The 23968-nt window shown below is 41.7% G+C and carries 19 protein-coding genes; 2 read left to right on the top strand and 17 right to left on the bottom strand.

Going from position 1 to position 23968, the window contains the following annotated elements; genetic code table 11:
- Positions 1–63 precede the first annotated feature (63 nt).
- From R50345_RS04965 to R50345_RS04935, 7 genes are all read right to left on the bottom strand, one after another.
- The gene (locus R50345_RS04965; RefSeq protein ID WP_042124600.1) at positions 64–516 is read right to left on the bottom strand and encodes a nucleoside deaminase; all 453 of its coding nucleotides are present in this window, start codon (positions 514–516) and stop codon (positions 64–66) included.
- 15 nt (positions 517–531) lie between these two features.
- On the bottom strand, positions 532–1986 hold the full coding sequence (locus R50345_RS04960; protein WP_042124598.1) for a cytosine permease: 1455 nt from the start codon (positions 1984–1986) through the stop codon (positions 532–534).
- Between the two features lie 72 nt (positions 1987–2058).
- Positions 2059–3009 (bottom strand): carbamate kinase, encoded by a 951-nt coding sequence (gene arcC, locus R50345_RS04955; RefSeq protein WP_042124596.1) that lies wholly within the window; start codon positions 3007–3009, stop codon positions 2059–2061.
- A 31-nt stretch (positions 3010–3040) separates the two neighbouring features.
- A complete protein-coding gene (locus R50345_RS04950; RefSeq protein ID WP_042124594.1) occupies positions 3041–4201 on the bottom strand; it encodes an ankyrin repeat domain-containing protein in 1161 nt (386 codons plus the stop codon).
- Positions 4202–4285: 84 nt separating this feature from the next.
- Positions 4286–5713 (bottom strand): YlbE family protein, encoded by a 1428-nt coding sequence (locus R50345_RS04945; RefSeq protein WP_042124592.1) that lies wholly within the window; start codon positions 5711–5713, stop codon positions 4286–4288.
- 2 nt (positions 5714–5715) lie between these two features.
- Positions 5716–7263 carry an acyl-CoA synthetase FdrA gene (gene fdrA, locus R50345_RS04940; protein ID WP_042124590.1) on the bottom strand — a complete coding sequence of 516 codons (1548 nt, stop codon included), beginning with the start codon at positions 7261–7263 and terminating at the stop codon, positions 5716–5718.
- 15 nt (positions 7264–7278) lie between these two features.
- Positions 7279–8145 (bottom strand): oxamate carbamoyltransferase subunit AllH family protein, encoded by an 867-nt coding sequence (locus tag R50345_RS04935; protein WP_042124589.1) that lies wholly within the window; start codon positions 8143–8145, stop codon positions 7279–7281.
- A gap of 262 nt (positions 8146–8407) precedes the next feature.
- On the opposite strand from R50345_RS04935, the gene R50345_RS04930 reads away from it, so the two are divergent.
- The gene (locus R50345_RS04930; RefSeq protein ID WP_042124587.1) at positions 8408–10102 is read left to right on the top strand and encodes a PucR family transcriptional regulator; all 1695 of its coding nucleotides are present in this window, start codon (positions 8408–8410) and stop codon (positions 10100–10102) included.
- A 164-nt stretch (positions 10103–10266) separates the two neighbouring features.
- Here the strand turns inward: R50345_RS04930 and R50345_RS04925 are convergent, their stop codons facing one another.
- The 6 genes from R50345_RS04925 to R50345_RS04905 all read right to left on the bottom strand — a co-directional run bounded on the left by R50345_RS04925 (position 10267) and on the right by R50345_RS04905 (position 17337).
- A complete protein-coding gene (locus R50345_RS04925; RefSeq protein ID WP_042124585.1) occupies positions 10267–11466 on the bottom strand; it encodes a CynX/NimT family MFS transporter in 1200 nt (399 codons plus the stop codon).
- 245 nt (positions 11467–11711) lie between these two features.
- Positions 11712–13880 carry a 1,3-beta-galactosyl-N-acetylhexosamine phosphorylase gene (gene gnpA, locus R50345_RS04920; RefSeq protein WP_042124583.1) on the bottom strand — a complete coding sequence of 723 codons (2169 nt, stop codon included), beginning with the start codon at positions 13878–13880 and terminating at the stop codon, positions 11712–11714.
- Positions 13881–13897: 17 nt separating this feature from the next.
- Positions 13898–14065 (bottom strand): DUF6903 family protein, encoded by a 168-nt coding sequence (locus R50345_RS31575; RefSeq protein WP_170880250.1) that lies wholly within the window; start codon positions 14063–14065, stop codon positions 13898–13900.
- A gap of 9 nt (positions 14066–14074) precedes the next feature.
- On the bottom strand, positions 14075–14968 hold the full coding sequence (locus R50345_RS04915) for a carbohydrate ABC transporter permease (protein ID WP_042124581.1): 894 nt from the start codon (positions 14966–14968) through the stop codon (positions 14075–14077).
- A gap of 12 nt (positions 14969–14980) precedes the next feature.
- The gene (locus tag R50345_RS04910; RefSeq protein WP_042124579.1) at positions 14981–15874 is read right to left on the bottom strand and encodes a carbohydrate ABC transporter permease; all 894 of its coding nucleotides are present in this window, start codon (positions 15872–15874) and stop codon (positions 14981–14983) included.
- Positions 15875–15969: 95 nt separating this feature from the next.
- Positions 15970–17337 carry a carbohydrate ABC transporter substrate-binding protein gene (locus tag R50345_RS04905; protein ID WP_042124577.1) on the bottom strand — a complete coding sequence of 456 codons (1368 nt, stop codon included), beginning with the start codon at positions 17335–17337 and terminating at the stop codon, positions 15970–15972.
- Between the two features lie 237 nt (positions 17338–17574).
- Between R50345_RS04905 and R50345_RS04900 the strand changes: the two genes are divergently transcribed.
- Positions 17575–18417 carry an AraC family transcriptional regulator gene (locus R50345_RS04900; RefSeq protein ID WP_042124575.1) on the top strand — a complete coding sequence of 281 codons (843 nt, stop codon included), beginning with the start codon at positions 17575–17577 and terminating at the stop codon, positions 18415–18417.
- A 147-nt stretch (positions 18418–18564) separates the two neighbouring features.
- Here the strand turns inward: R50345_RS04900 and R50345_RS04895 are convergent, their stop codons facing one another.
- The 4 genes from R50345_RS04895 to R50345_RS04880 all read right to left on the bottom strand — a co-directional run bounded on the left by R50345_RS04895 (position 18565) and on the right by R50345_RS04880 (position 23848).
- Positions 18565–19767, bottom strand: a complete 1203-nt coding sequence (locus R50345_RS04895; protein WP_042131872.1) for an MFS transporter — start codon at positions 19765–19767, stop codon at positions 18565–18567.
- A 169-nt stretch (positions 19768–19936) separates the two neighbouring features.
- Positions 19937–21487: a hydantoinase/oxoprolinase N-terminal domain-containing protein gene (locus R50345_RS04890; RefSeq protein WP_042124573.1), complete on the bottom strand. Its 1551-nt coding sequence runs from the start codon at positions 21485–21487 to the stop codon at positions 19937–19939.
- Positions 21480–22583 carry an S-methyl thiohydantoin desulfurase family protein gene (locus tag R50345_RS04885; RefSeq protein WP_042124571.1) on the bottom strand — a complete coding sequence of 368 codons (1104 nt, stop codon included), beginning with the start codon at positions 22581–22583 and terminating at the stop codon, positions 21480–21482. The genes R50345_RS04890 and R50345_RS04885 overlap by 8 nt, the downstream gene beginning before the upstream one ends.
- Positions 22580–23848, bottom strand: a complete 1269-nt coding sequence (locus tag R50345_RS04880) for a cytosine permease (protein ID WP_042124569.1) — start codon at positions 23846–23848, stop codon at positions 22580–22582. The genes R50345_RS04885 and R50345_RS04880 overlap by 4 nt, the downstream gene beginning before the upstream one ends.
- Between the last annotated feature and the right edge of the window lie 120 nt (positions 23849–23968).

The raw sequence follows: 23968 nt of genomic DNA, 5'->3' as shown, positions 1-23968 counted from the left end.
CTGTAAAAGAACAGGAAAATCCGGCACTAAAATAGTGCCGGAAAATATAGGATACCGCCTGAATTATTTCTTGTTTAATTCGTGGAAATGCGTCCATAAATGATCGCAATCTTCTCTTGCTTCCACTTTGATCATATTGACAACACTCTCATCATGACCCACAAAATATTCACGAAGGTGGATGTCAGAGAAGCCATGCTCTTTCGCATCGTCTCTTGTGCTGCAATAATGAACTTCTTTAACACCTGACCAAATGATAGCGCCCATACACATTGGACAGGGTTCACAGGTTGCGTATATTACGCAATCCGATAAGTCCATGGTGTCTAGCTTTTTGCAGGCTTCTCGGATGGCTACCATTTCCGCATGTGCAGAAGGATCCGTATCTCTCATCATCGTATTGCTAACCGCTGCAATTACTTCATCGCCTCGAACAATCGTTGCACCAAACGGGCCCCCAAATTTCTTATTCATACCCTCGATCGTTGCATCTACCGCCAATTTCATGTAATCCATTTCAAAATTCCTCCTCTAGTTTAATTGGGATGATTTTAGTGTTTTGCTAAAGATGGTGTATAGAACAAACGAAACAATTAAACCACTAAAGAAAGCAAAATCATTCATCCTAACTAGGAAGGGGATACCCTTAAGAAATGCACCTGACATAGGAAGGATGAAGCTGACTGCTAGAACAGCCATCGCAACAGGATTGTAACCATTCTTATATTCACCGTTGCTGCCTGTTGGGACATAGATATTATCAAGATTTAATACTCTTTTCCGATGAATAAAGAAGCTTGAAAGCATAATACCCGCAATTGGACCAAAGATGGACCCGATAAAGCTATAGAAGTAAAATAAGGTCGTCGTACTTTCTACAAGCTTCCATGGCAAAATCAAAGTTCCAACAATAGCTGTTAAGACACCTGCAGTCTTTACAGTGAATTTTTTCGGGAAAAGGGATGACATTTGCAAGCCCGCTGGTAATAAGTTTGCAAACACTACGAAGGCGATTGCTCCTACGTTTAGCGCAAGAATCAATACAACAACCGCGAAAGTGTTTTCAATTTTATCAATGGCATGAACGATATTAAAGATCGGTTCACCAAAGGCAATTTCAGTACCCGCGATTAAAGCCACACAAGTGATGGCAAAAAGAATATAAGACAAGATAAACCCTACAGGCAATCCAATCATAGCCGCTTTTGGTGATTTCGCACGATGCGTGAAGTCTGACATATTCACCACAGGACCCGCCCAGTTAGATACCAATGCACTCACGCAAGCGATAAAGACTAGCGGACTGGAACTTGGATTCGCTGGTACATACTCTAAAATCGGTCCGAACCCTCCAGCAATCTTGATCGCCCAAACAGCAGCACCAATAATAAACACATACACTACTGGAGATGACCAGTTACCGAACTTACCTAATGTTTTCATTCCGCCTAAGAACAACAGAACCGTTGCTGTCCAAAGAATTGCGTAAGAGATCATTGTCGGGAATGCTAACCCGAATAATGTAAAGCCACCGCCTAAATCCATATAATTCGGAATAAATCTGGCAAATATAACATTTAGCGATTCTGCACCTACAACAGTAGTGGTTCCAAAGAATACTAATCCGGCAACAAGGCCTCGTATTAATGCAGGTATAATCGCTCCCTTTACCCCAAACGAATCACGAAGCAACATCGCGAATGGCAGCCCGTATTTGGAAGCAGAATACCCATTTAAAGCATAAAATGCGGAGACAATGATGGCTGAAAGCATGACGGCAAAAAGCACTTGTGTTGTGTTCAACCCTAAGACGAAGAAACCTGCTACTGTCATATACGACATAATATTATGAACAGCGCCCATCCAGAGTGTTATATAGTTGGACATTCCCCAGTCTCTTTGGTCAGGCTTTTTAGGCAGTAATTCCTCACCGTAACCGTATGATTTGTACTTATCATAATTTTGTTCCAATTTTGCTTGATCCATGTCTACACTTCCCGCCTCTTAATATAGTTATTAGGTGTACTACGGAAGTCTGGAGGAACTAAAATCTTAAATTTACTTTACGATATGAGTGCCTGCCTTTTCATTAATCGCATCTTTCAAGCTTTCCGGATTCGTAATAATAACCCGCGTTCCGCTGTTCTCTAAGAAGCTTAAACTTGCCTCGATTTTAGGCAGCATACTTCCTGCTGGGAAGTGATTTTCCAGTACATATTGTTTAGTCTCATCAACCGTCATTTTGGAAAGCTCTTTTTGATTCGGCTTACCATAGTTGATGCATACTCTAGACACTCCCGTTGTAATAATTAATGTCTCCGCATGGATTTGTTCTGCTAAAAGACTCGTGGCAAAATCCTTATCGATAACTGCATCGATACCTTTGTACGTGTTATCATCAGACTTCACGACTGCGATACCTCCACCGCCTGCAGCGACAACGACAAATCCCCCATCGATTAATGACTTAATTGCGTCTTTCTCCACAATATCTATAGGTCTTGGGGACGGAACCACTCTACGGTATCCTCGGCCAGAGTCTTCTACAAAGCTCCATTCAGGATGCTCTTGTTTCATTTCTTCAGCTTGCTCTTGGGAAAAGAAAGATCCCACCGGCTTCGTCGGATTCTTAAAATTAGGATCTTCTGAGCTTACTTCAACTTGCGTGATAACCGTAGCCACATTCTTATGGATCCCTCTAACTGCAAATTCATTAATTAAAGCTTGTTGAATTAAATAACCGATTCCACCTTGTGTATCAGCTCCACAGTTCACTAGTGGAACAGGAGACATACCGGCAATCTCATGTGCAATCTCAGATCTTCTTAGTCCAAACCCTACTTGTGGCCCGTTACCATGAGTAACGACGACATTGTAGCCTTCTTGCACCATATCAACAATATTGACGACCACTTCTTTTACTGCTTCAGATTGGTCATGAATCGAATCCAAGCCATTTTCCTTGACCAATGAGTTTCCGCCAATAGCAACGATTATAGTCTCTTTCATCTGGTGCCTCCTATGTTGCAATTCTTATGCTCTAACCGAGTAACCCAATAGATTGCTTTTTGTGTGAATGGTATAACGGGTTCGTTGGGTCATTCTTTATTGCGTTTTCGATGGCTTCAATGGCTTCTTTATGCTTCCCAAGTGATCTTAGACTGTTCGCCTTATGGAAGGAGAAGTCATATCTATTCGGCTGAAGAGCTAGCAGCTTATCCATCTCAATAACTGCTTCTTCGTGTCTCCCAAGCTCTCTTAAATAATTTGATTTGTGGTAACGATAGAACGTTTCATTAGGTGCCAGCTCACAGGCTTTATCATATTCCTGAAGAGCCTCCTCAGGTTTTTTCCATAGTCTTAAACAATTCGCTGTATAGAAATAGAATTCTAAATTAGCAGGATCCATAGATAAAACGCTTTCATAGCATTGAAGTGCCTCTTCGTATCTCTTTAATTCCTGCAAGAAATAACCTTTATAATAGATGAAATCCAGGTTGTCAGCATCCACTTCCAGCGCCCTGTCCATGACAGATATAGCTTCTTCATATTGATCGCTGTTAGCGAGAGCCTTTGCCTGCTTCACAACTTCGTTATTTTCTTGGAAGCTATGTTCTAGAATCTTCACGACTTTATGCTGACCGTTCTCTTCGGCATGTTGTAGGGATGAGAGCCCATCTCGATCAGGCAAATGCACATCTGCCCCTGCATGAACAAGCGCTTCAATAATGTCAGAATATAGTCGTCCGCCATTCCCCAATATGACTGCTTCAAGCAGGGCTGACCAGCCTAAGTCATTGACATGATTCACTGGCACCCCAGCATCAATACACGCTTCTACGGTTTTTAAGTAGCCCTTTTCGCTCGATGGTAACAGCGCTGTTCCTCCAAATCGATTCACGCTCTTCAAATCAGCACCACCAGCAATCATGAGACGCAGAATTTCATAGAATCCATTTGCTGCCGAGCAAATAAACGGTGAGAGTTGGGTAATATCTCTGGTGTTTACGTCACTTCCTGCTTCTATTAATCTTTTAGCAATCGCGATTTGATTGTTTTGTGTTGCCGCCATTAGCGCTGTTCGCCCAGCAGCATCTTTATAATCAACACTGGCACCTTCGCCTAATAGTTTCTCAACAGAAGCGAGTTCTCCCTGTTCACTCGCCTCAATAAGTTTTGTATTCAAGGATAGACTATCCAAAATTGTTCACTCCTTCACAACCTAACACGAGATGTCCGTCTAGTTCGAAATAAGAATGGTGGGCTAAACAAGTTAGCCCTTTTCTTATTTAATATTTTCACTTAATGCAAGTAATGCTTGTTCAAATGCTTCGATTGGAGGGTTAACGATACCTGCACCAATCATTCCAATCCCGGCATCTTTATGTGCAATAGCTGTATTAATAATCGGCATAATTCCAGTTTGAATAACTTTTTGAATATCAATACCTGTAGGAATCCCTATAAAGTCAAGCATTGGAATCGTCACGTTCGGATTTTCAGTGGTTGTGATTTCCGCCATTTTTGTGGTGTAGCTGATTGCATCATCAACGGTACCACCCACAAGCGACACAATCGCCGGTGCAGTTGCCATAGCAAATCCGCCAATGCCATAGGTCTCTGTGATCGCACTGTCACCTATATCAAGACCAGAATCTTCTGGTTTGTAACCGGCAAACATAGGACCAATTACTTGTTGTGCAGGACCTGTAAACCACACGTTTCCAGCTATTCCGCTCACACGAATACCAAATTCCACTCCGTTACGAGCCATTGTGGTAACAATGGTACTATTCTCAATGCCGTGCGCAGCATCAAGGGCACATTTACAAAGCGCCATCCATGTTGGACCCGAGAAATAGTCGCTGCTGCTAACGAATTCAAACACTTCTTTTTTCTGTTCAACGGTAAAATCGGTTTGGATAATATAAGGCGTTAGCGCTTGAATGAGCAGGGTTGTTCCAGCTACATTTCGGTTATGACACTCGTCCCCCATATGAAGGGCTTGGGATAGCATTAAACGCAGGTCAATGCCATTTGGATTTAGTTTCATCGCATCTCTTAAAATAGGACCCAAGACATCACGCATCCAAATCAGACGCTGGATAACACTCTCATCATTGGCACCCATACGAAGGATTTTGGACATTTGCTCACTTAAGTTTGTATAAGCAATATTGCCATAAGTTTTATTCTCAACAATATGCATAAACATGGAAGCGGATGTGACACCAGCCATGGAGCCTACACAGTTATGTTCATGACATGGCGAGAAGGTAATCTCTCCAGATGCAGCTAGTTCAGCGGCTTCTTCAATATTTGGGGCAAGGCCTTCAAATACAATGGCTCCTGTTACCGCACCTTTCATCGGACCATTCATACGTTCCCAAGTGATTGGCGGGCCAGCATGTAAAATCGTATTTTTCGTCATGCCCGGAACCACATTGATCGCTTGGTCAAAGCCAATTAGTACCGGCTGGGAATTAATAATTCGCTCGACAGCCTCTTTGTTAGCAGCTTCAATCTTATCTGTAACACTTGGATCTTCAAGCTTATCCAGCGCAGCAATTAATTCTGGGTTCCCTCTCCCTGGCGGCATCCACTCCAAGTGAGTTACATTCGCGTTTTGCTTTAACAAATCATCTCTAAAGTTCTCAATGCCTACATTAATGACATTTAGTTTATTCGTAAAAAGTTCATTGATTTTACTCATGACTATTCTCCTTTCACAACGAATTCTCTTGCTAGTAGACCTGCGTTCTGACTGCTGCTAGCATGTGTAGCACCAGAAGCTAACAATTTATTAATTTGACCTTCAATATTTTGACTATCTAGCTCGGTTCCAAGAATGTATCCAATAATCTCTAGATGTCTTCCTTCATCTTCCGCGGCTTGCTTCGCTTCGATAATTGCTGGAAGCATTGCGCCTACAGGATCTTCGTGTGCTCCGAAGCCTAGAACAAAGTCCATCACAATAACACCGACAGAAGGATCTTTCGCTTCTTGAATAAATCTTTCAATCCGAGTGGATGGATCTATCATTGGATGTGGTTTACCTTGTGTAAATTGGTCATCTCCGAAGTCTATAAAGGTATGATCTTGGCTTACTCTAACATCTTTTAAGCGATATTCAGGATCTCTCTGAATGTTACTGTAGACATTGTCGAATTTCTCCATAGCAATGTGCATCGCTTCATCACAAAGCGTACCGCCACTAAATAGTCCACGGATATACTTTTGCTCAGGCTTTAACTTTGCACGTACTTCTTCAATAAGCGGAAGATTTAACGCACGTTTGTTAAGCTTCGATTCGTCTGCTCCAGCTAAAAGCACCGCTTTAAGTGCCGCTTCTTTTGACATTTTTGCAAAATGACCGCCAGCTTGGGTGACCTTTTCTTCATTTCCACCCACAAACCAAACCACAACTGGTTTCTTACATTGTTTAATTTGTGCTAGTACTTTCTCTTCTACACTTGGTGCTGGTGGTTTAGATACGAGAACAATAACCTTCGTTGCATCATCCTCTTCTAAAGCTTTAATTCCAGCCAGCATCATAATGCCGCCAACCTCTTCACTTAGATCTCTACCGCCCGTACCGATCAACTGTGTGATTCCACCGCCAAATTCATGAATACGAACCGTTACCTCTTGGCTACCTGTTCCTGATGCGCCGACGATCCCAATATTGCCTTTTCTCACGGCATTTGCAAAACACAAAGCGACATTACCAATAATTGCAGTACCACAGTCTGGCCCCATCATTAGCAAGCCTTTTTCTTGGGCTAAAGTTTTTAATTCAATTTCATCTTCAATACTTACATTGTCGCTAAACAACATGACGTGAAGATTATTTTCAAGCGCTTTTCTTGCTTCTCTAGGAGCGTAACTCCCATTTACCGCAATAATCGCTAAGTTAGCATCAGGAGTACCGTTTACAGCTGAGGTAATTGTTGAGTATTTAACTTCACTCTTTCCTTTAGAGGAATCTTTCTTTTTCGTTAATAATACATTGATACTTTCGAAAGCACGCTCACATAGCTCTTCAGAGGCAGCCTTCACAATAATCACTAAGTCACTTGTTTTGGCACTTTCTACTTCAGGGGTCATCAAGCCCACATTTCTAATGACCTCTTTATTCATTTCAGTACCCATTGCAATAATGGCTTGTTCTACGATTTCGATCTGATTCGCTTTTGTTGAGAGTGACATCAAAGATACGGAATCGATATAAGTGTTTGGTTTTACTAAAACTTGTACAGTCATATTTGTACCTCCCATTTACATGTTCATTTCCAGCCCTGCAATAATTCCTAGGGCTATATCTGTACCCGACGTGGAGCCTATAGCCAATACCCTTCGTAAAGATGAGATTAATTCTTCTTCACTACCTCTAAATAAAGCCTCCATTAAATCAATAATGGACTCTCTTACCTGGCCTGCGGCTGCTTTTGCTAATGCCATATAGCTGATATCATTGGTTAAAGCTTTCGCATGTAAGACGACTTCTTCACAAAACGAATGGTGTGAAAAGTATTGATGATTCTCGATGTTAAAGACGGTAAACAATCCCACCAAGAAATCATCACCGGCTGGCGTTAAGCCTGGTCCAAGGCCTATGAGCGAAGCTGCATGTATGATTGCAGTAGCCATTCGCTTATTTTGCAATTCCGATACAAGTAACTGCGTCCGTTCATGAAGCATTCTAGACATTTCATCGTCAAAAGGATTGCCACTTTTGAAAGCCCTTTCAATTTTGCTGTTATTTCCGTGAAGTTTGATATATTGCTTCATGGTGGATAAATTCATTTCTAAGACATCCGCTACTGAAGGGTACTCGGGCAATATACAAGTCCAATTCTTAATACCTTCTATTGTTATAGACATCTTATTAGTAATCGACAGAACCGAATGATCCGAACTTACAAGGTCATTCACCTTAATATCTGCTTCTTCAAAGTCTTCTAAGTCAATAATAAGTGTATTAGGCGCATTATCGATTCCCTTACACGCAATAGTATACAAATCACCACTATCCAAACATTGAATATTGAGTGTACGATTAAACGTGCTATGAACAAAACCATGAAACTTATGATGATTGATTTGCTGAATAAAATCGTCATCACCGGATTTTGCAAATCTCACTAGCGTCACCTCTGTTTTAATTCCTTATTTTAAAAAAGGTGATTGACCTCCTTTACACGTCTAAAGATTGATAAATGGATTGGATAATATCATTTGGTTACATCGTACAAAGGTAACTTAGAGCGTAACTACCTTACGCACTTAATATATAATATACTGGTAGGGATCGTCATCGTTTAAGCGAACCAAAAAGAGTGCATCCTATTTGTGCATGTTATACAAGGGAATGTGTTAAAAGTGTGTCTGAGGAGCGTGCCAAAAATTGCTAACCGTTAAAGACTTAATGAAGATCAAGGCTATAGAGGGAATCAAAATTGTGGCTGGAGAAACAGGAATTGATAAATCCATATCCATCGTTAACATTATAGAGAATCCTGATGCCTTTGACTGGCTTTCACCTAACGAACTACTCTTATCGACAGGCTATATCTTTAAAAATAATGCAGAATTACAAAACCGAATAATTAAGGAGCTTGCAGAGCTCAACTGTTCAGGATTGGTTGTGAAAATGAAACGGTACTTTGACAAGCTTCCACAGAACATGATTGATGAAGCCAATAAGTACGGCTTACCCCTTCTGGAACTGCCTTTTGAATATACACTCTCTAACATGATCTCGATCATTAATGAGAAGGTTTCCGGAAGATATGATCTGCTCAATAGAAAAACTTTAGATATACATAACTTGTTCTTCAAAATCACCCTTGAAGGCGGCGGTATTGAAAAGATAACCTCCATGTTATCTGAAACGATTAGTAATCCTATTATCATCGTAGACAAGGATTGGCGATTACTGCATCACACAGAGCATGCGAAGAACAACAGCCCACTCGAGTATTATCTTGATTTTTCAAATCGACAGCCTGTTTTTAATAAAGCGTTCATCGATACCATTCCCACCAATCTAAATGAAATGAAAAAGTCTATTAAGAGGACCTATCGTTCAGAAGGTGCGGAAATAAAATGTCGGGTCATTCCTGTCGCTGCTTCTAACTATATTTATGGCTATATTGTGATTTGGCAGACGGTACAAGAGTTATCCGAATTTGATTACATTATTTTGCAGCAAGCCTCCACCATCATGGCACTCGAGCTGATCAAAGCAAAGGAAATTAGCGAACTTGAAATAAGAATTAAGCAGGACTCCATTGATGATTTACTTTCGGGGAAAATCTCTTCGCAGGAAGCGCTGCAAACCTTATGCTATCTTCATGGATTAAATCCGAGCTATATGTATTACAGTATGGTGATAAATATTGAAATGAATGAAGCAGACAAGTTTGAAGATATGATTATTGGAAAGTACAAAATGGAGTCCACTGCCAAAAAGTGTGTGGATATCATTTATAACTATTCGCATCAAGCGATTGGAGAAATTAAGTGCTTTTATAGAAATAACAGAGTCATCATTCTAGTAGGACAAAATGAAGAAAGACCTCCTGTTTCGATTAGTGATGCCAAGTTATATGCGAATGAACTACTCGAGGTACTTATTCAAAAAACGAAGGAAACACTCTTAATAGGCATTGGTCAGCAATATAGTACAATCAGCTCGCTGCATAAAAGCTTTTCTGAGGCGAACGAAATGATTAAATTAATGCAACAAAAAAACCTTCAAAACAAGGTCTCACATTTCGAGGATTATTCGGTTTACCACCTGTTGGAAGCCAATATCAAAGTCGTAGCCTTAGAAGAATTTTTCCGAAAGTGTCTAGGTAAGGTGTTTGATCATGATCAATTACATGGTACAAGTTATATGTTAACTTTAGAAAATTACTTTATTAACAATCTGAATGTCACCGAAACTTCAAAGGCTATGTTTTTGCACAGAAACACACTTATCTATCGAATCGAGAAGATTAAAGAAATCCTAAATCTGGACTTAAAGCATTCAGAAGAACTACTGCGGATTCAATTAGCATTAAAGATATATAGCATTTTAAACAAAACGATTTAAGCATAAACGCCTTCGGCGTCCTTATTAGGACGATAAGCGTTTATGCGAGAAATATAAGACATAAAGTAGGGTGTAAAACTTATACTTGCTTATATTTTAAAAAAAAGCTCCCCATACAGCAGCAGGGTTCATTATTTCACCTGTCTACTATATGGGGAGTTTTCTTAGACATACTTATCTCGGCCAGACAACATTCCAAACGTCATCACGAGTCCAGAAATAACGAACAGTGTGATCAGTGGAATCGTCCACACTTGGGTCATATCGTATAAATATCCGATCAATATAGGTCCTATGGCTGCAAGCATGTATCCCGTTGATTGAGCCATCCCAGATAACTCTGCAGCTTGATTTCCATTTCGAGCACGAATTCCGATATAACTTAACGCCAGTGGAAAATTCCCTCCCAAAGCGATACCAATTAAGATAATACTTAGGATCATTATTGGGTAAGATGAGCCCATCCATAGTCCACCATAACCAACAATGGAGCACATGCCTAATGCAAATGCAATCCACACTTGAGAGCGTAGTCGTCCAGCCAGAATAGGAACAAGAAAGCTAGCAGGTACGCCTACAATTTGTGTGAAGGATAGCAACCAGCCTGCTGTACCTCTACTTATGCCATAGTTATATAAGATTTCAGGTAACCAAGACATTGTTATATAAAATAATGAAGACTGAAACCCCATGAATAGAGCTATTTTCCAAGCGAGTGGTGAACGCCAGATTTGCTTAGCACTGACACTTACGCTTTTTATTGCCTTACCTTTGGCTGGATTTAATCGAAGCAGAACGATCCATACCAAGATCGCTATGATTGTCGGAATTCCCCATACAATTAAAGCTCCGTCCCACCCAAGCTTCAGATCATGAGCTAGAGGAATACTAATACCTGATGCTAACGATGCAAATAATCCCATTGAAGTGGAATAAACACTTGTCATTAGACCGAACCTTTGAGGGAATTTCTCCTTCACAACTACCGGCAAAAGAACATTTCCAATGGCTATTCCTACCCCCACCAATAACGTTCCAAAGAAAATAAAGAGCGTCATTGAAATAGAACGGATACAAATACCAACCAAAAGAACAACTAAACCTAACAATAGTGTCTTCTCGTTGGATAAACGAGTAGCGATTTTGGGAACGAGAGACGACATAACAGCAAAGGATATCAAAGGTATACTCATTAATAAACCTGCACTCCAATGTGCAAGCCCTACATCCTCTTGTATAATTCCCACTAGTGGACCAACCGATGTAATAGCGGGCCGTAAATTAAAGGCTACCAGAACAATCCCCGTAATAAGTAAAATAATATATAACGAATTCTTGTTGTCTTGTGTCTGTGGTGATTGCAAAAACTAAATCTCCCCTCAAGTAATCAAAGCTACGCAAATGATCTTCAGAATGTAGCATTAGTTATAACATATAAGAAACGAGTTTAAAAGTATAAAGTAGCAAGAGGCGTACCCGTTTCGCATACAAAGAGATAAAAGCGGAAGCGTTCACCTAAGCGAACACGTTAATCCTAATTAAAAAACAAAGCTGTACCAAATAGCCATTTTCATGACTTTGGTACAGCTTCTTTGTGCTGATATTATGTTTAGATTTCGTACCACTTGATCTCATTCGCTTCCAGCTTGAGTGAGAAGCTAGAGCCATCACCACGATAAACGACAGTTTCCTGTGGCTCATAAGTGTTGTTCACGACGCAGTATTTACCATTCTTAACATAGGCATGAACCTCAACGTTATAGTTTTCACTGAACCAGCGATTTAGCTCGTGGTCGCTGTGAGTGCTCCAGAGGATTGCACGGTAAAGTAAGCGACTGTTCTCAAAACTATAAGGCAATCCACTGATGTAGACAGATCGTCCACTACCGAATTCATTCACTGCAAGTTGAACTTCTTTATCAACCTGACGAAGGACAGTGGTGCCTTCGAGAGCAAATATATTCTTCTTTCCTTCACCGAAATCGATAATCTTCTTTCCTTTATCATCTACTCCGAAGTCTTCAGTAATAAAATGATCCTGCTCTTCCCAGTTATATTTATCATAACCGAGAGTGAATCCTTTTTCTTGCTCAACACCGAGGATGCTTGCAAGCTGGAAGTACCTTCCGTTCGCTTGATGAGCTGCGGGTTCGCCCACTCCGATGAATCCTCCGCCCTCATGAACAAATTGCTTCACTGCTGTTACAATATCTGTATCCAGCCACCAATCCCCACCTGTGTAGGCCGTATCGCCATCCCCTACATTCAAAATGACATCGATTCCTTTAAGGATAGAGGGGTCATTCTTAATATCATCAAAGCTAATGAATTTGACATCAAAGGGTGCACCAGATAACGTCTCTATGATCCCTGCATAGCTATAATTTTGTTTTTGATAAAGGGCATGATGAACCATATGATTACCCCATGCACGCATTTTACCCCAGCAGTTGAGTACTGCAACGGTTTTGACACTGTACGGTGTTGTTCCGTGTACATTATCATACAAAGTACGGAATTCATCACACACACTCTCGATGTAGCTCATGAAATCCGGAAAATCCAGTGCCAGCTTCAAATATCCACCATAACCAATTCGGTCAATCGGCTTACGAAGAATCGCTCGTCTTGCTGTGACCCAGTTTACTTTGGCTTCACGTACAGGATCTCCACCCTCATAGAATGTATCAGGGAAGAAATACGGTAGGAAACGTCCCTCTGTATAATTCACACCAGGTATATCGCTGATCAGCCGAAGGGTGGAACCATTGCCTACACTACCGACGACAGCATCTACCCCAATCGATGAGAATTCTTCCATAAATGGCTCGGTACCAATCCAGTGATCACCAAGAAACATCATGGCTGTCTTTCCATATTCGTGAGTAATATCGACTAATTCCTTAGCAAGCACGGCGACCTCACGCCGCTGAAATGCCTGAAAGTCTTGGAACTCCTTGGTCGGAATGCGATAGTTATTATTATAGTAGCCCTGATCAATGATATATTCGGCTCTAAACGGATAGCCTATCTCTTGTTCAAATTGTTCAAGAATATAAGGACTAACCGATGCTGAATAACCATACCAATCCACATATTTCTCACGTGCAAGCTCATCGAAGACGAGTGTGAATTGGTGGAAGAAAGTCGTAAATCGAATGACATTGACATATGGATGTTCATCAATAAATTGACGTAGTCGTTGCATTGTGAACTCACGCGACTTCGGTTGGCGAACATCAAAGGTGATCTGAGGCTCAACATTTTCCCAACCATTCGTGACCGCATTGTACATATGAACGGGATCCCACATAATATAGGCTAGAAAACTAACCGTGTAATCGTGAAAGGGACTTGCTTGAATAATAACACTGCCCGTTTCTTCGTTATAGCTCCATTGCTCAGTCGATAGCACATCTCCTGTGGTACGATCGATAACTTCCCACCAGCGCTTGATATCGTCACGAGTATTCACTTTCAGCATATCTGGATATAGTCCCTTCATTAAAGGGATAGTGAGACTAGTGCCTTCAGCAGTATAAAAAGGCGTCATAAGATACATCTGCTGGATTTCATCCGGATTTGCTTTTGCCCAGCCATTTTCTTTACGAGTGGTATAGTAAGTGGAATACACCTTAGCATCGATATCCCGCAATTCTGCTGGGAAATCAGTACCATCGCAATCACGTACAGCATCCGCACCCCAACGTTTCATGACTTCTATGGTTTCAGGAATAACATCCAGATCTGTTGGAATCGTGACCCGTCCTTTGTTCATCTTAAATAACTCTCCCTTTATTTAAATTTCCGATTATAGAACCAGAGAAGACCTATTAGAAGTGCCAGCCCCAGTAGCATAATTCCGAGCCCGGGTGCACCAATATTTTTTTGCCCAATAATAACGAGTACTAGCGCGAAGATGAAGACAATCAGCATCAACAAATTGCGTAACGGATTACTCATGGTATCACCTTAACCTTTCAACCCGCCCATGGTCATGCCTTGGGTAAGCTTCTTTTGTACTAACATATAAAGAATAAGGGTTGGCAGCATGACTATTACTAGACCTGCATACATTTGTCCATATTCGACAGCTGATTTCTGAGCAGCCATCAGATTCATTAAACCAACTGGTAATGTTCGAAGTCCTGGCTTCGTCAGTAAAGTCATCGAAATGATATATTCGTTCCAGAAGGAGAGGAAATTAAACAAGATAACCGTTACAATGCTAGGTTTAGCCATTGGCATAATAACCTGCACCATCGTTCGGAAATAGCTTGCACCATCTACAGAAGCAGCTTCTTCAAATTCCCTAGGTAATGATTTAAAGTAGCCCCCCAATAGATAAATCGTGAACGGAAGCGCCATTGCAGCATAGACAAGTGCCAGAATGAATAAATTATTCAGGAGTATCGGCTGTCCAAATAAATTGCGAGCGACCTTGTCACCGTTATTGAGCATAAGGAAGATCGGAACAACAATATAATTCACATTGATAAATAATCCTGCCATAAACATCAAATTCAAGATGACGCTTCCCTTGAATTTATAACGTGCAAGCACATATGCAGCAGGTAAGGCAATGACCAGCAGAAGCGCGATCGCAATCACAGTTACGATTACGGAGTTGAACATGTAACTGCCCATCTTAGCTTTCTGCCAAGCATCCGCAAAGTTCTGTAGATAAATTCCTTTTGGAAGAGCCCAAGGATTAGCATAAAATTCTACATTCTGTTTGATGGAGGCCATAAACGCCCAAGCTACAGGGACGATGATGATAATCGCTAGTAGGATCAGCACAACATAGATGAGGACCTTATACAACTTATCGCCGGCTCCATGATGTGTGAGTTTATTATTATTCAAGTTGTCCCCTCCTTAATATTCCAAATGTTCACGTCTAGTGACTGCGTTTAGGATAGCAGCTAGTGCGAATGAGAACAGGAACACAATTACACCGATTGCCATACCATAACCATACGAAGAGTTGGTATACGCCTCTTTGTACATATAGCTCAAGAATACCTCAGTAGAACCGTCAGGCCCGCCTCCGGTCATCGCCACAACAAATAGGAAGCTCATATTGATTGTGCTGATGACGAAAAAGGTAAGGGTTGTACGGATATTTGTCCAGATTAAAGGGATCGTAATAGTGAAGAATTGATGTATCCTACTTGCACCTTCAAGGTCAGCGGATTCATATAAGCTTTCAGGGATATTTGCCATACTTGCCATATACATAACCATGTAATAACCGATAGCCTGCCAGATCATAGCGCCTGCGAGTGAGAAAATAACGATCTTCTGATCACCCAACCAAAGTGTTGGGTCTGATGTTGCTCCGCGGAATAAATTTAAGAATGCATTTAGCAGCCCACTATTTGGATCATAAATTGCAGAGAATATTGCACTGATAACAACAACAGATAGAATGTTCGGGATGTAGAAGATAACTCGTAATACATTTTGTCCTTTTAGATTTTCTCGTGAAAGCATGGACGCGAACACTAGCGCAAAAGCAAACGTAATGATCGTAACTAAAATGATCAGTAGAAGACTGTTCTGAAACGCTTGATAAAATTTATCACTTTGAAAAAGCTTCTCGAAATTTTGCAGCCCTACAAAGGTTTTGTCATCTGTGTATCCACCCCATTTGTACGTGGACATACGGAATACATTGATTGTAGGTATAATTAGAAAAACAACGAATAGGATTATGGCGGGAGCAACACAGAAGAAAATAAAACGCCCTTGTCCTTTCTTGATTTCCATTGGTCCATCTCCTTCTTAAGGTAAAAATAATGGTGGCAGCTTCGCGCATGCCACCATTGTTCACAGATTGAATTGGTATCCAGCATTGCCTTTAATTATTTCAACGCTCCACGTAACTGATCGCTTGCTTTCGTAATCGCTTCAACCCACTGTGCTTGTGTCTTAGCCTTAGTCACAAGGGAATCCACGGTACCAAATACGGTATCCGAAATACTTACCCCTTCAACCGGATCTGTTGTAGCAAATGCCCCCATAGCTGCCTTTGCACCACCATCATAGATGCTATAGAAGAGTTTATTGTCACCTTCCAATTTGCCTGCCATATCGTTAATAGGTTGGACTGCACCTACTTTAGCAAAAATGCCTGCTGCTTCATCTGAATAAAGATAAGCAATAAATTGTTTTGCAAGATCTGCATTTTTAGCTTTCGCAGGAACCCAGATTTGTTCAAAGAAGGTGTAGGAGTATCTATCACCACCAGCTTTTACAGCTGGTAGAGCAGTGAATCCCCATTTAAATCCTTCAGCACGAGGTGCTTGACCCATTTCACCAACAACCCATGTACCGTTTGGCATGAAGATAGCTTTGTTATCAAGAATAAGCTGTTGATTCTTAGTGAAGTTGTCTTTATTTCCATTCGCCGGAACTGTTTTTTCAGTATAGGAAGCTAACTTATTAATAATATCAAATGCTTGTGTTGCTTCTGGTGTTTGCCATATTCCTTCTGTGTAATGCGTCGCTTTGGTGAAGAAATCAGGACCCCCAACTTCGTTAAGCAAAGCATAGAAGAATGAATCGAAATAACCGGTCGTTGGATAGGAGAACAATGCAATTCCATCAGCCTTAGCTTTGTCTCCTAATTCCCACATTTCATCCCAAGTCGTAGGGACCGCCCAGCCTTTCTTCTCAAGTAAGTCAGCATTGTAGAACAGACCTGTTGGGCTATAGAACATCGGCATCAGGAAGGTTTTCCCATCACCGTAAGGGTTCGTAATGGTTGTATCCGTAAACCCAGGAATGAGCTTGTCCTTAACAGTAACGCTTTCACCTGGGACTGTCATTGAAAGCACGTCTGTGAGATCAGTGAGGTTATTGTCTTTAATGAAGGTTTCTGTCAAACCCTTAGGCTGACCTACGGCAAGATGGATGACGTCAGGAAAATCCCCTGATTTCATACCCGGTCCGATAACATCTTCAAGACTTTTGTCGATGGTTGATTCAACCTTTACTCCAGGGTTAGCTTTTTCAAATCCAGATATAATCTCTTTCCATACATCAGATCCGTAAGCGGTTTCTAAAGCGGCTAGCTTAAGAGTACGAGTTTCGGCAGTCGAATTAGAATTCTTCGATGTGTTGGTGGCATCTGGAGATGTGGAACTAGAATTACTTTCAGTATTACCACCACAGGCCGCAAGACTTAGAGACAGTGCAGCTGTAAGTGCAAGGCTAAGAACTTTTCTCATAATAACCCTCCATATTTATCTTTTTATTAGTGCTGTAATCCGCGTACGTAGGAGCTTTCTTACTCCCTTATCTTATCTGATCGTTCGAGTTTCTTTCAACAAACATGTTGCCGTTCATTTTATATATCTTGCTTTATTAGAATTTATTTATAAATTATTGACTATTTCAATTTATTGTTATGCAGTCTAGTAATTGTGGTAAAGTAAGCTTATATCAACGCAAAGGACTGACCTTATTTGGGAAATGTACGTTATTCGTTACCTGGTAAAGGACGTGGAGAAATTCCCGCCAAGTTAATCTATGTCAGTTCCTCTATTTATGAAGGTGATTGGTACAGCATGCGTCATTCTCATAATTTTTCCGAGCTTTTTTATGTCCGAAGCGGGCGGGGAAACTTCATTGTAGAGGATGAAATCTATCCAGTGAAGCAAGACGATCTAGTTATTGTGAACCCGAATGTCGAGCATACCGAGCTATCGGTTAGTAGTGATCCACTTGAATATGTCGTGCTTGCGGTTGAGGGGATGAGCTTTGACTTTGGCGATCGAAGTGCTAGCCGAAATCATGAGATCATCAATTATCGTAATCAGAGGGATGAGCTATCCTTCTATTTCAACGCTATGCTTCGGGAAACGGAAAATAAAGATGCAAACTATGAGGCCATTTGTCAAAACTTACTAGAGGTTGTAGTCACTATATTAATGAGAAACTCTGGCCATCCATTTTCCGTAGTGGCTACTCAAAAGGCTAACAAGGTATGTAGCAGGATCAAACGTTATATTGACTCTAACTATTCAGAGGAGATTTCACTTGACTATCTGGCAGAAAAAGCACATTTCAGCAAGTATTATCTGGTGCATACCTTTGCAAAATATTATGGAATGTCACCCATCAATTATTTAATTGAGGTCAGGCTTCGTGCCAGTAAGGAGTTACTAGAAACCACGGATCTCTCCATCTCTCAAATTGCGGAATCTACTGGTTTTTCTTCCCAAAGCTATTTCTCACAAAGCTTCCGCCGAAGCTGTAATCTAACTCCACGCGATTACCGGCTTCAGACCAAGCGACGAGTTCAATGACGGGCGCAGCATCATTTGATAATTCCGTTAGACAATCCTGTAGATAACGTATAGCGTTAAAAAATGACTACCTCCTGTTTAGGAAGTAGTCTTGTCTTTAAATAAGAGTATTTAATGTGACCAGTTCTTACGATGAGCTGAAATAGCCTAGGCTACCTCACGATGAATAACCGTTGCCTGGCTTTGCTGATCCAACTTATAGCATATCAACGCAATCACACATGCCGATATCGCCAGGATAGAAGCAGCTATAGGAAGGGAAATTAACCCTCCATGCCCGGCAACCACTCCACCAATCGCAGATCCGCCTGCGATTCCCAGGTTAGACGCTACTGGATTCAACGATGCAGCAAGATCCTTCGAGCGTGGTGAGTACTGCTTGGCCAAATCTATCAAATAGAGCTGGGCCGGTGCGCTCACAATACTCGACATTACGGCTAGCATCATTAGTACGATCATTCCTAGAATCGAGATTGATGCGGTCATACTAAAGACTATATAGACCACAGCTTGGATAAGAAATACGAATCTAAGCTTACTTACCGCATTTCCAGTCGCAACCTTGCCCCCGATCCAGTTGCTGACAATCGTGGCAATTCCGTAAACAAACAGTACGCCACTTACCGAGCTCTTAGGAATATTCATCACTTGCTCCAGCAATGGTGTAATGTAAGTGTACATCACAAATACCGCTCCTACTGCCGTAACCGGAATGAGAAAGGCGAGAATAATACGCCCATTCGTGAGCAGTTCGATCTGATCCTTGAGTGAGCTGGGCACAGGCTTCGGTAGTTTGCGTGGAATATAAGCATAATTTAGCGCTATAGCAATTCCGGCTAATACCCCATTCAGAACAAATGCTGCTGGCCAGTTGAAGAACTGCCCTACAAAAGTGCCGATCGGTACACCAAATACATTCGCCACAGCGAAGCCGCTCAAAATGGTAGCAATCGCTTTACCTCTCTTCTCCGGATCAACCGCTTCATTCGCTACTGTAATGGCTACAGAAAGAACAAAACCACATAGCACTGCAGTAACTATTCTAGTCACCAGCAGCATACTGTAGCTTCCTGTTATAGCACTCCATAAATTCAGTAACAGAATTAATACAAGTGACACAAGAATCGTAGTTCGTTTCGGAACACGGCTGAACAAGGACATCATAATCGGTGTGCCAATGGCATAAGCGATCGCGAAACCAGATACCAAGCCCCCGGCTGTCGCTAGCGTTACTCCGAGGCTCGAGGATATTTCTGAGAGTAAACCAACAATAATATACTCCGTTGTACCCAGAATAAAAGCCATAAAAGTAAACGAGAAAATCAATGCGCTCTGACGTGATGTTTTCATGGTGCTCTCCATCCTATTTATCTCTATTTTTATAAGAACATACCTACTCATAATACTCATTTAGACTATATTGATCAATCCTATTTCTCATAAAAAGAAGCTTCACACAAGTTCAAAGAACTCATGCGAAGCTTCTAGTTTTACATCATGGAGTTGTTTTAAATGCTTTCTAGCTCATTTCACCTACAACTTTAACTCTTAACCGGGTTGCATTTTCGGGATGATAAGCAAGTGGTGTCTCTTCAACCTCAACCAATTTAATCGTCGTTGGATCGGCTCCTGCCATTACCGCTTGTTTCACCGCTTTTTCCTCAGCATCTCTTAATGACTGCTCTCGCGGCTCTCGTGAATAAATATATATTTGTTCATACTGTCCGCTAATTTGAGAAATTGATGCACCGATGGCATTGGCAACTCCACCGTTCTCTACTTTAATAATGCTGGCTACGCCGGGAATCTCATCTGGAATAATAACACCGCCCCCGCCTACGAGTACAATCTGTACATCCTCGGAAGAAGTTTTCATCTTATCAATCGCCTTCGCTATGATCGAAGAAATGACGGACAGGACTTGTTTGGCAAATTCTTCATCAATGTGGCTTACTAAGCTTTTGTCTCCCACGTCAGCTAACCCGAGACGAACCGCAATATCCGTCGTAGTCAGGGTGCTCCCACCAAATACGAGCGCTTCTTCTGCGATCTTATAGCCCACGCTATCCGGCCCTACTGTAATCTGACCATTGTCTACGCGAACAATGCTTCCGCCGCCAAGTCCTACAGAGATGATATCCGGCATTCTAAAGTTTGTGCGAATATCTCCTACTTCCACCGCTACAGAGGACTCTCTTGGAAATCCATCCTGCAAGACACCGATATCCGATGTGGTGCCGCCAACATCGAGTACCATTGTATCTTTAATGTTCGCTAAATAAGAAGCTCCCCGGATGCTATTCGTTGGTCCACAGGCAATTGTAAGAATTGGGAATTGCTTAGCATATTCAATGGACATAAGCGTACCGTCATTTTGGCATAAGTACACTTCAGCGCCTTGAATCCCTTCTGCTTCTAACGCATTTTCAAAACCTGTGCTAGTGGTCTCGATGACTTTGCATAAAGCCGCATTCAGTATGGTTGCATTCTCACGTTCAATCAGGCCAACAGATCCGATCAAGGAGGAGCAAGAAACCGGATAAGTTTCCCCGTATTCTTTCCAGATTAAGTCTCGAACCTTGAGCTCCTGATCATTTTTAATGGATGAGAAAACACCAATGATGGCAATAGATTCTACTTTATCTCTCCATTCGACTAGAAGCTCTTTAATCTCCTGCTCATCGAGCTCACTGAGTAATTTACCATCATATTCATATCCACCATGAACTAATGCAAAGTTTCCTGATAGTTTTTCTACCATGTCCTTAGGCCAAGCCGTATATGGCAGAACAGAAGCGGTAGCAGGGAATCCTAACCGAATCACACCGACCTTGGCTAATTTCTTCCGTTCTACGATAGCATTAGTACACTGCGTTGTCCCGAGCATCGCATGTGTAATTTTCGTTTTATCAATGCTCGCTTCCTTCAATACATTACGCAGTGACGTCTCAATCCCCGTTTTTATATCCAGTGTCGTTGGAGATTTAACACTATGAATTAATCGGCTTTGCTCGTCCAAAATAATAGCATCGGTATTCGTGCCACCTACATCTATTCCAATTCTAAACATGTTTAGCCACCGCCTTACTCACCAATTCTTCAATAGGAGCATAATCGTAATCATACCCAAAGTATCTCGGTCCTACCGTTTCGATTCCTTTTTCCGTTCTCCATTTAGGATGTGCCGGTAAGCCAATGACGCGTACGCGTTTTCCATATTTCAAGCTCTCTGTTGTAACAGGCAATAAAGTTTCATAATCGACTAAGCATATTAAATCCGGGGTCATGGCTACAACCTGGCCATTTTTCTTGGCAAGCAGATTCTCATTTTGAAAATATACCTTCATCTGCTCCTCTTTATTTCCTTCAATGCCCTCTAGGTTCATTTCCCCAAAATTGAAGCCGCCTTTGGTTTCCCGGATGACATCTGTTATTTTCCCTTGAAACAGCTCGTAACCGGATGTCAGGTTTAGAAGCTCTTCAAGCTTGTCTTTTGCATCTCTGTTGTTGGAAGAAATGATCTCTCCGATCTGCTCAGATAGCGTCACGATGTTATGGACACCGCTGTTCTTGATTTGAGCCCCAGTCGTTGGATACAGACTTACCAAAGCACTAGCTCCCATCTCCACTGTAGCTGTACGGGCTAACCGTTCGGTCCATTTATTATCGATCGTCTCAAAAATACCAATGTTTCCTTTTTCATCCGAAATTGCGAGCGGCGCAGCCGAAATGCCATCCAGGTTAAACGTCACCATCTGCAATTCAGGAAATGCCCTACCCATCCCGTCGCAATCAATAAGCGGTAAATTCAGCTGTGCTGCAACGACGATCGGAATCATCGAATTGACTCCGCCTGCTTCCATCGGAAACGTGCCTGTAATTTTATCTCTGCCCAAATATTTGGCCAGCATCTGAAATACCTTAACAAACTCATCGCCTTTCGGAAATTTCTCCACTAATACAGAAGGCGCACCCATCATGGCGGAAGGAATGAAAAAGTCTTCATCCTCGATTTCATCCACAGAATAAAGTCTTACAGGTCCGTACTTTTCAATAGCCGAAAGAGCCATGAGTTTACCGATGTAAGGATCTCCTCCTCCACCTGTGCCTAAAAATGCAGCGCCTACGGCAATATGTTCAATTGATTGTTCATCTAAATATCTCATTTATTTCCCTCCAATATGACAGTTTTTGAGGCAGTAAATCGGTAGCAGACAATATATAAGACAAATGAAATGACGATACCGAGTAATGGCTGATTTGATAATTGAGGTAAGCTTGGGAAAAAGGACAGCACAACGGGCATACAAGCAATAATGGATCCGACCAGCCAAGAAAATACCCCTAGAGGATTAACGCCCTCTGTTTCCTTCCAACGGTTCTTATCGCCTTTATTCATGATCCAATAGGATGCAATCATTACCCCTGCTACCGGCGGAACCATAGCTGACAAGATCGACATCACTGGCGTGAAATAATTCAAGATACCGATCACAGCGAGTACAGTCCCGATGAGTCCAGCAATCCCTACTGCCCATTTCTCTTTTTCTTTGGAAATATGCAATACATTGGTAAGCGCAAATCCACCCGAGATTGCGTTGACCATATTCGTTTTCCAAGCAGCCAGAATCAAAACAGTACCCCCGATAAAAGGCGTTGTAATATTTATAAAGACGGCCGCAATATCGCTAGTCTGGTAAGCAATCGATAAAATAGCACCCACACTAATCATCAGTACGCCAGAAGGAACGATTCCGATTAATGCTGCCTTTAATACGTCAGAACGTTTTCTTGAGAACTGAGAGTAGTCGCCTGCAATGACAGCCCCTAAGGCAAATGAGCCTATTGTTACAGCTAAGCCATCCATGAAATTCATATGCTTCTCAGGCTGGTAGCTCCAAATGTTCTGCACGGAATCCATAGTGAACACTTGAACTAAACCATATATGCAAATCACGATTAATAAAGGTACTGCAATATAACTAAGTACTCTCAGCACTTTCATTCCGTACATTGCTGAGACCACCATAACCAAACCGCTAATTAAAGAAGCAAGGGGAACTGGGACTATCACTCCATACTCCGCCAGCAGGTTCGCCAGTGCCGCCCCGCATACATTAGCCTGAATCCCGAACCAACCGAGGCAAGCAATAGCGAGAATAATGGATAAAATCGTTCGCGAGCCTTTTTTGCCAAAGACTTGGGCTGCGACTTGAACGGTTGTTTTCCCAAGATCCGTACTCTGAATCCCCTGAAGTATCATAAGGACAACGATAATGGCGTACCCTAAAAATGCGATCAATAATGTCATAGGTAAGCTCATACCAGATATCAACGTATTCCCAACCAGGAGGCCAGGTATACTGATCACCGCTCCGGCCCATACCATCCCCAGAGTGAACCAAGACTGAGGTGCTCCGTCCTTTCTCATGTTAGTTCTCCTCCTCGAAAAGTAATTTTTCTTATTATAGAAGGAACCATGGGATTACGTCTTTTTCTAAAATAAAAAAAAATCCGTGATTTTTGTCTTATTCGACAAAAACTACGGATT

The organism is Paenibacillus sp. FSL R5-0345, from assembly GCF_000758585.1.
In the GTDB taxonomy this organism is placed as follows: Bacteria; Bacillota; Bacilli; order Paenibacillales; family Paenibacillaceae; genus Paenibacillus_AQ.
Note: the sequence above shows the minus strand (reverse complement) of the source record. Positions and strands in the feature narration are given on the sequence as shown.

What these genes read in the sequence shown, in the direction of transcription:
- R50345_RS04965 (WP_042124600.1), bottom strand. Translation starts at nt 516, where the DNA reads ATGGATTACATGAAATTGGCGGTAGATGCAACGATCGAGGGTATGAAT.
- R50345_RS04960 (WP_042124598.1), bottom strand. Translation starts at nt 1,986, where the DNA reads ATGGATCAAGCAAAATTGGAACAAAATTATGATAAGTACAAATCATAC.
- arcC (WP_042124596.1), bottom strand. Translation starts at nt 3,009, where the DNA reads ATGAAAGAGACTATAATCGTTGCTATTGGCGGAAACTCATTGGTCAAG.
- R50345_RS04945 (WP_042124592.1), bottom strand. Translation starts at nt 5,713, where the DNA reads ATGAGTAAAATCAATGAACTTTTTACGAATAAACTAAATGTCATTAAT.
- fdrA (WP_042124590.1), bottom strand. Translation starts at nt 7,263, where the DNA reads ATGACTGTACAAGTTTTAGTAAAACCAAACACTTATATCGATTCCGTA.
- gnpA (WP_042124583.1), bottom strand. Translation starts at nt 13,880, where the DNA reads ATGAACAAAGGACGGGTCACGATTCCAACAGATCTGGATGTTATTCCT.
- R50345_RS31575 (WP_170880250.1), bottom strand. Translation starts at nt 14,065, where the DNA reads ATGAGTAATCCGTTACGCAATTTGTTGATGCTGATTGTCTTCATCTTC.
- R50345_RS04910 (WP_042124579.1), bottom strand. Translation starts at nt 15,874, where the DNA reads ATGGAAATCAAGAAAGGACAAGGGCGTTTTATTTTCTTCTGTGTTGCT.
- R50345_RS04905 (WP_042124577.1), bottom strand. Translation starts at nt 17,337, where the DNA reads ATGAGAAAAGTTCTTAGCCTTGCACTTACAGCTGCACTGTCTCTAAGT.
- R50345_RS04895 (WP_042131872.1), bottom strand. Translation starts at nt 19,767, where the DNA reads ATGAAAACATCACGTCAGAGCGCATTGATTTTCTCGTTTACTTTTATG.
- R50345_RS04890 (WP_042124573.1), bottom strand. Translation starts at nt 21,487, where the DNA reads ATGTTTAGAATTGGAATAGATGTAGGTGGCACGAATACCGATGCTATT.
- R50345_RS04885 (WP_042124571.1), bottom strand. Translation starts at nt 22,583, where the DNA reads ATGAGATATTTAGATGAACAATCAATTGAACATATTGCCGTAGGCGCT.
- R50345_RS04880 (WP_042124569.1), bottom strand. Translation starts at nt 23,848, where the DNA reads ATGAGAAAGGACGGAGCACCTCAGTCTTGGTTCACTCTGGGGATGGTA.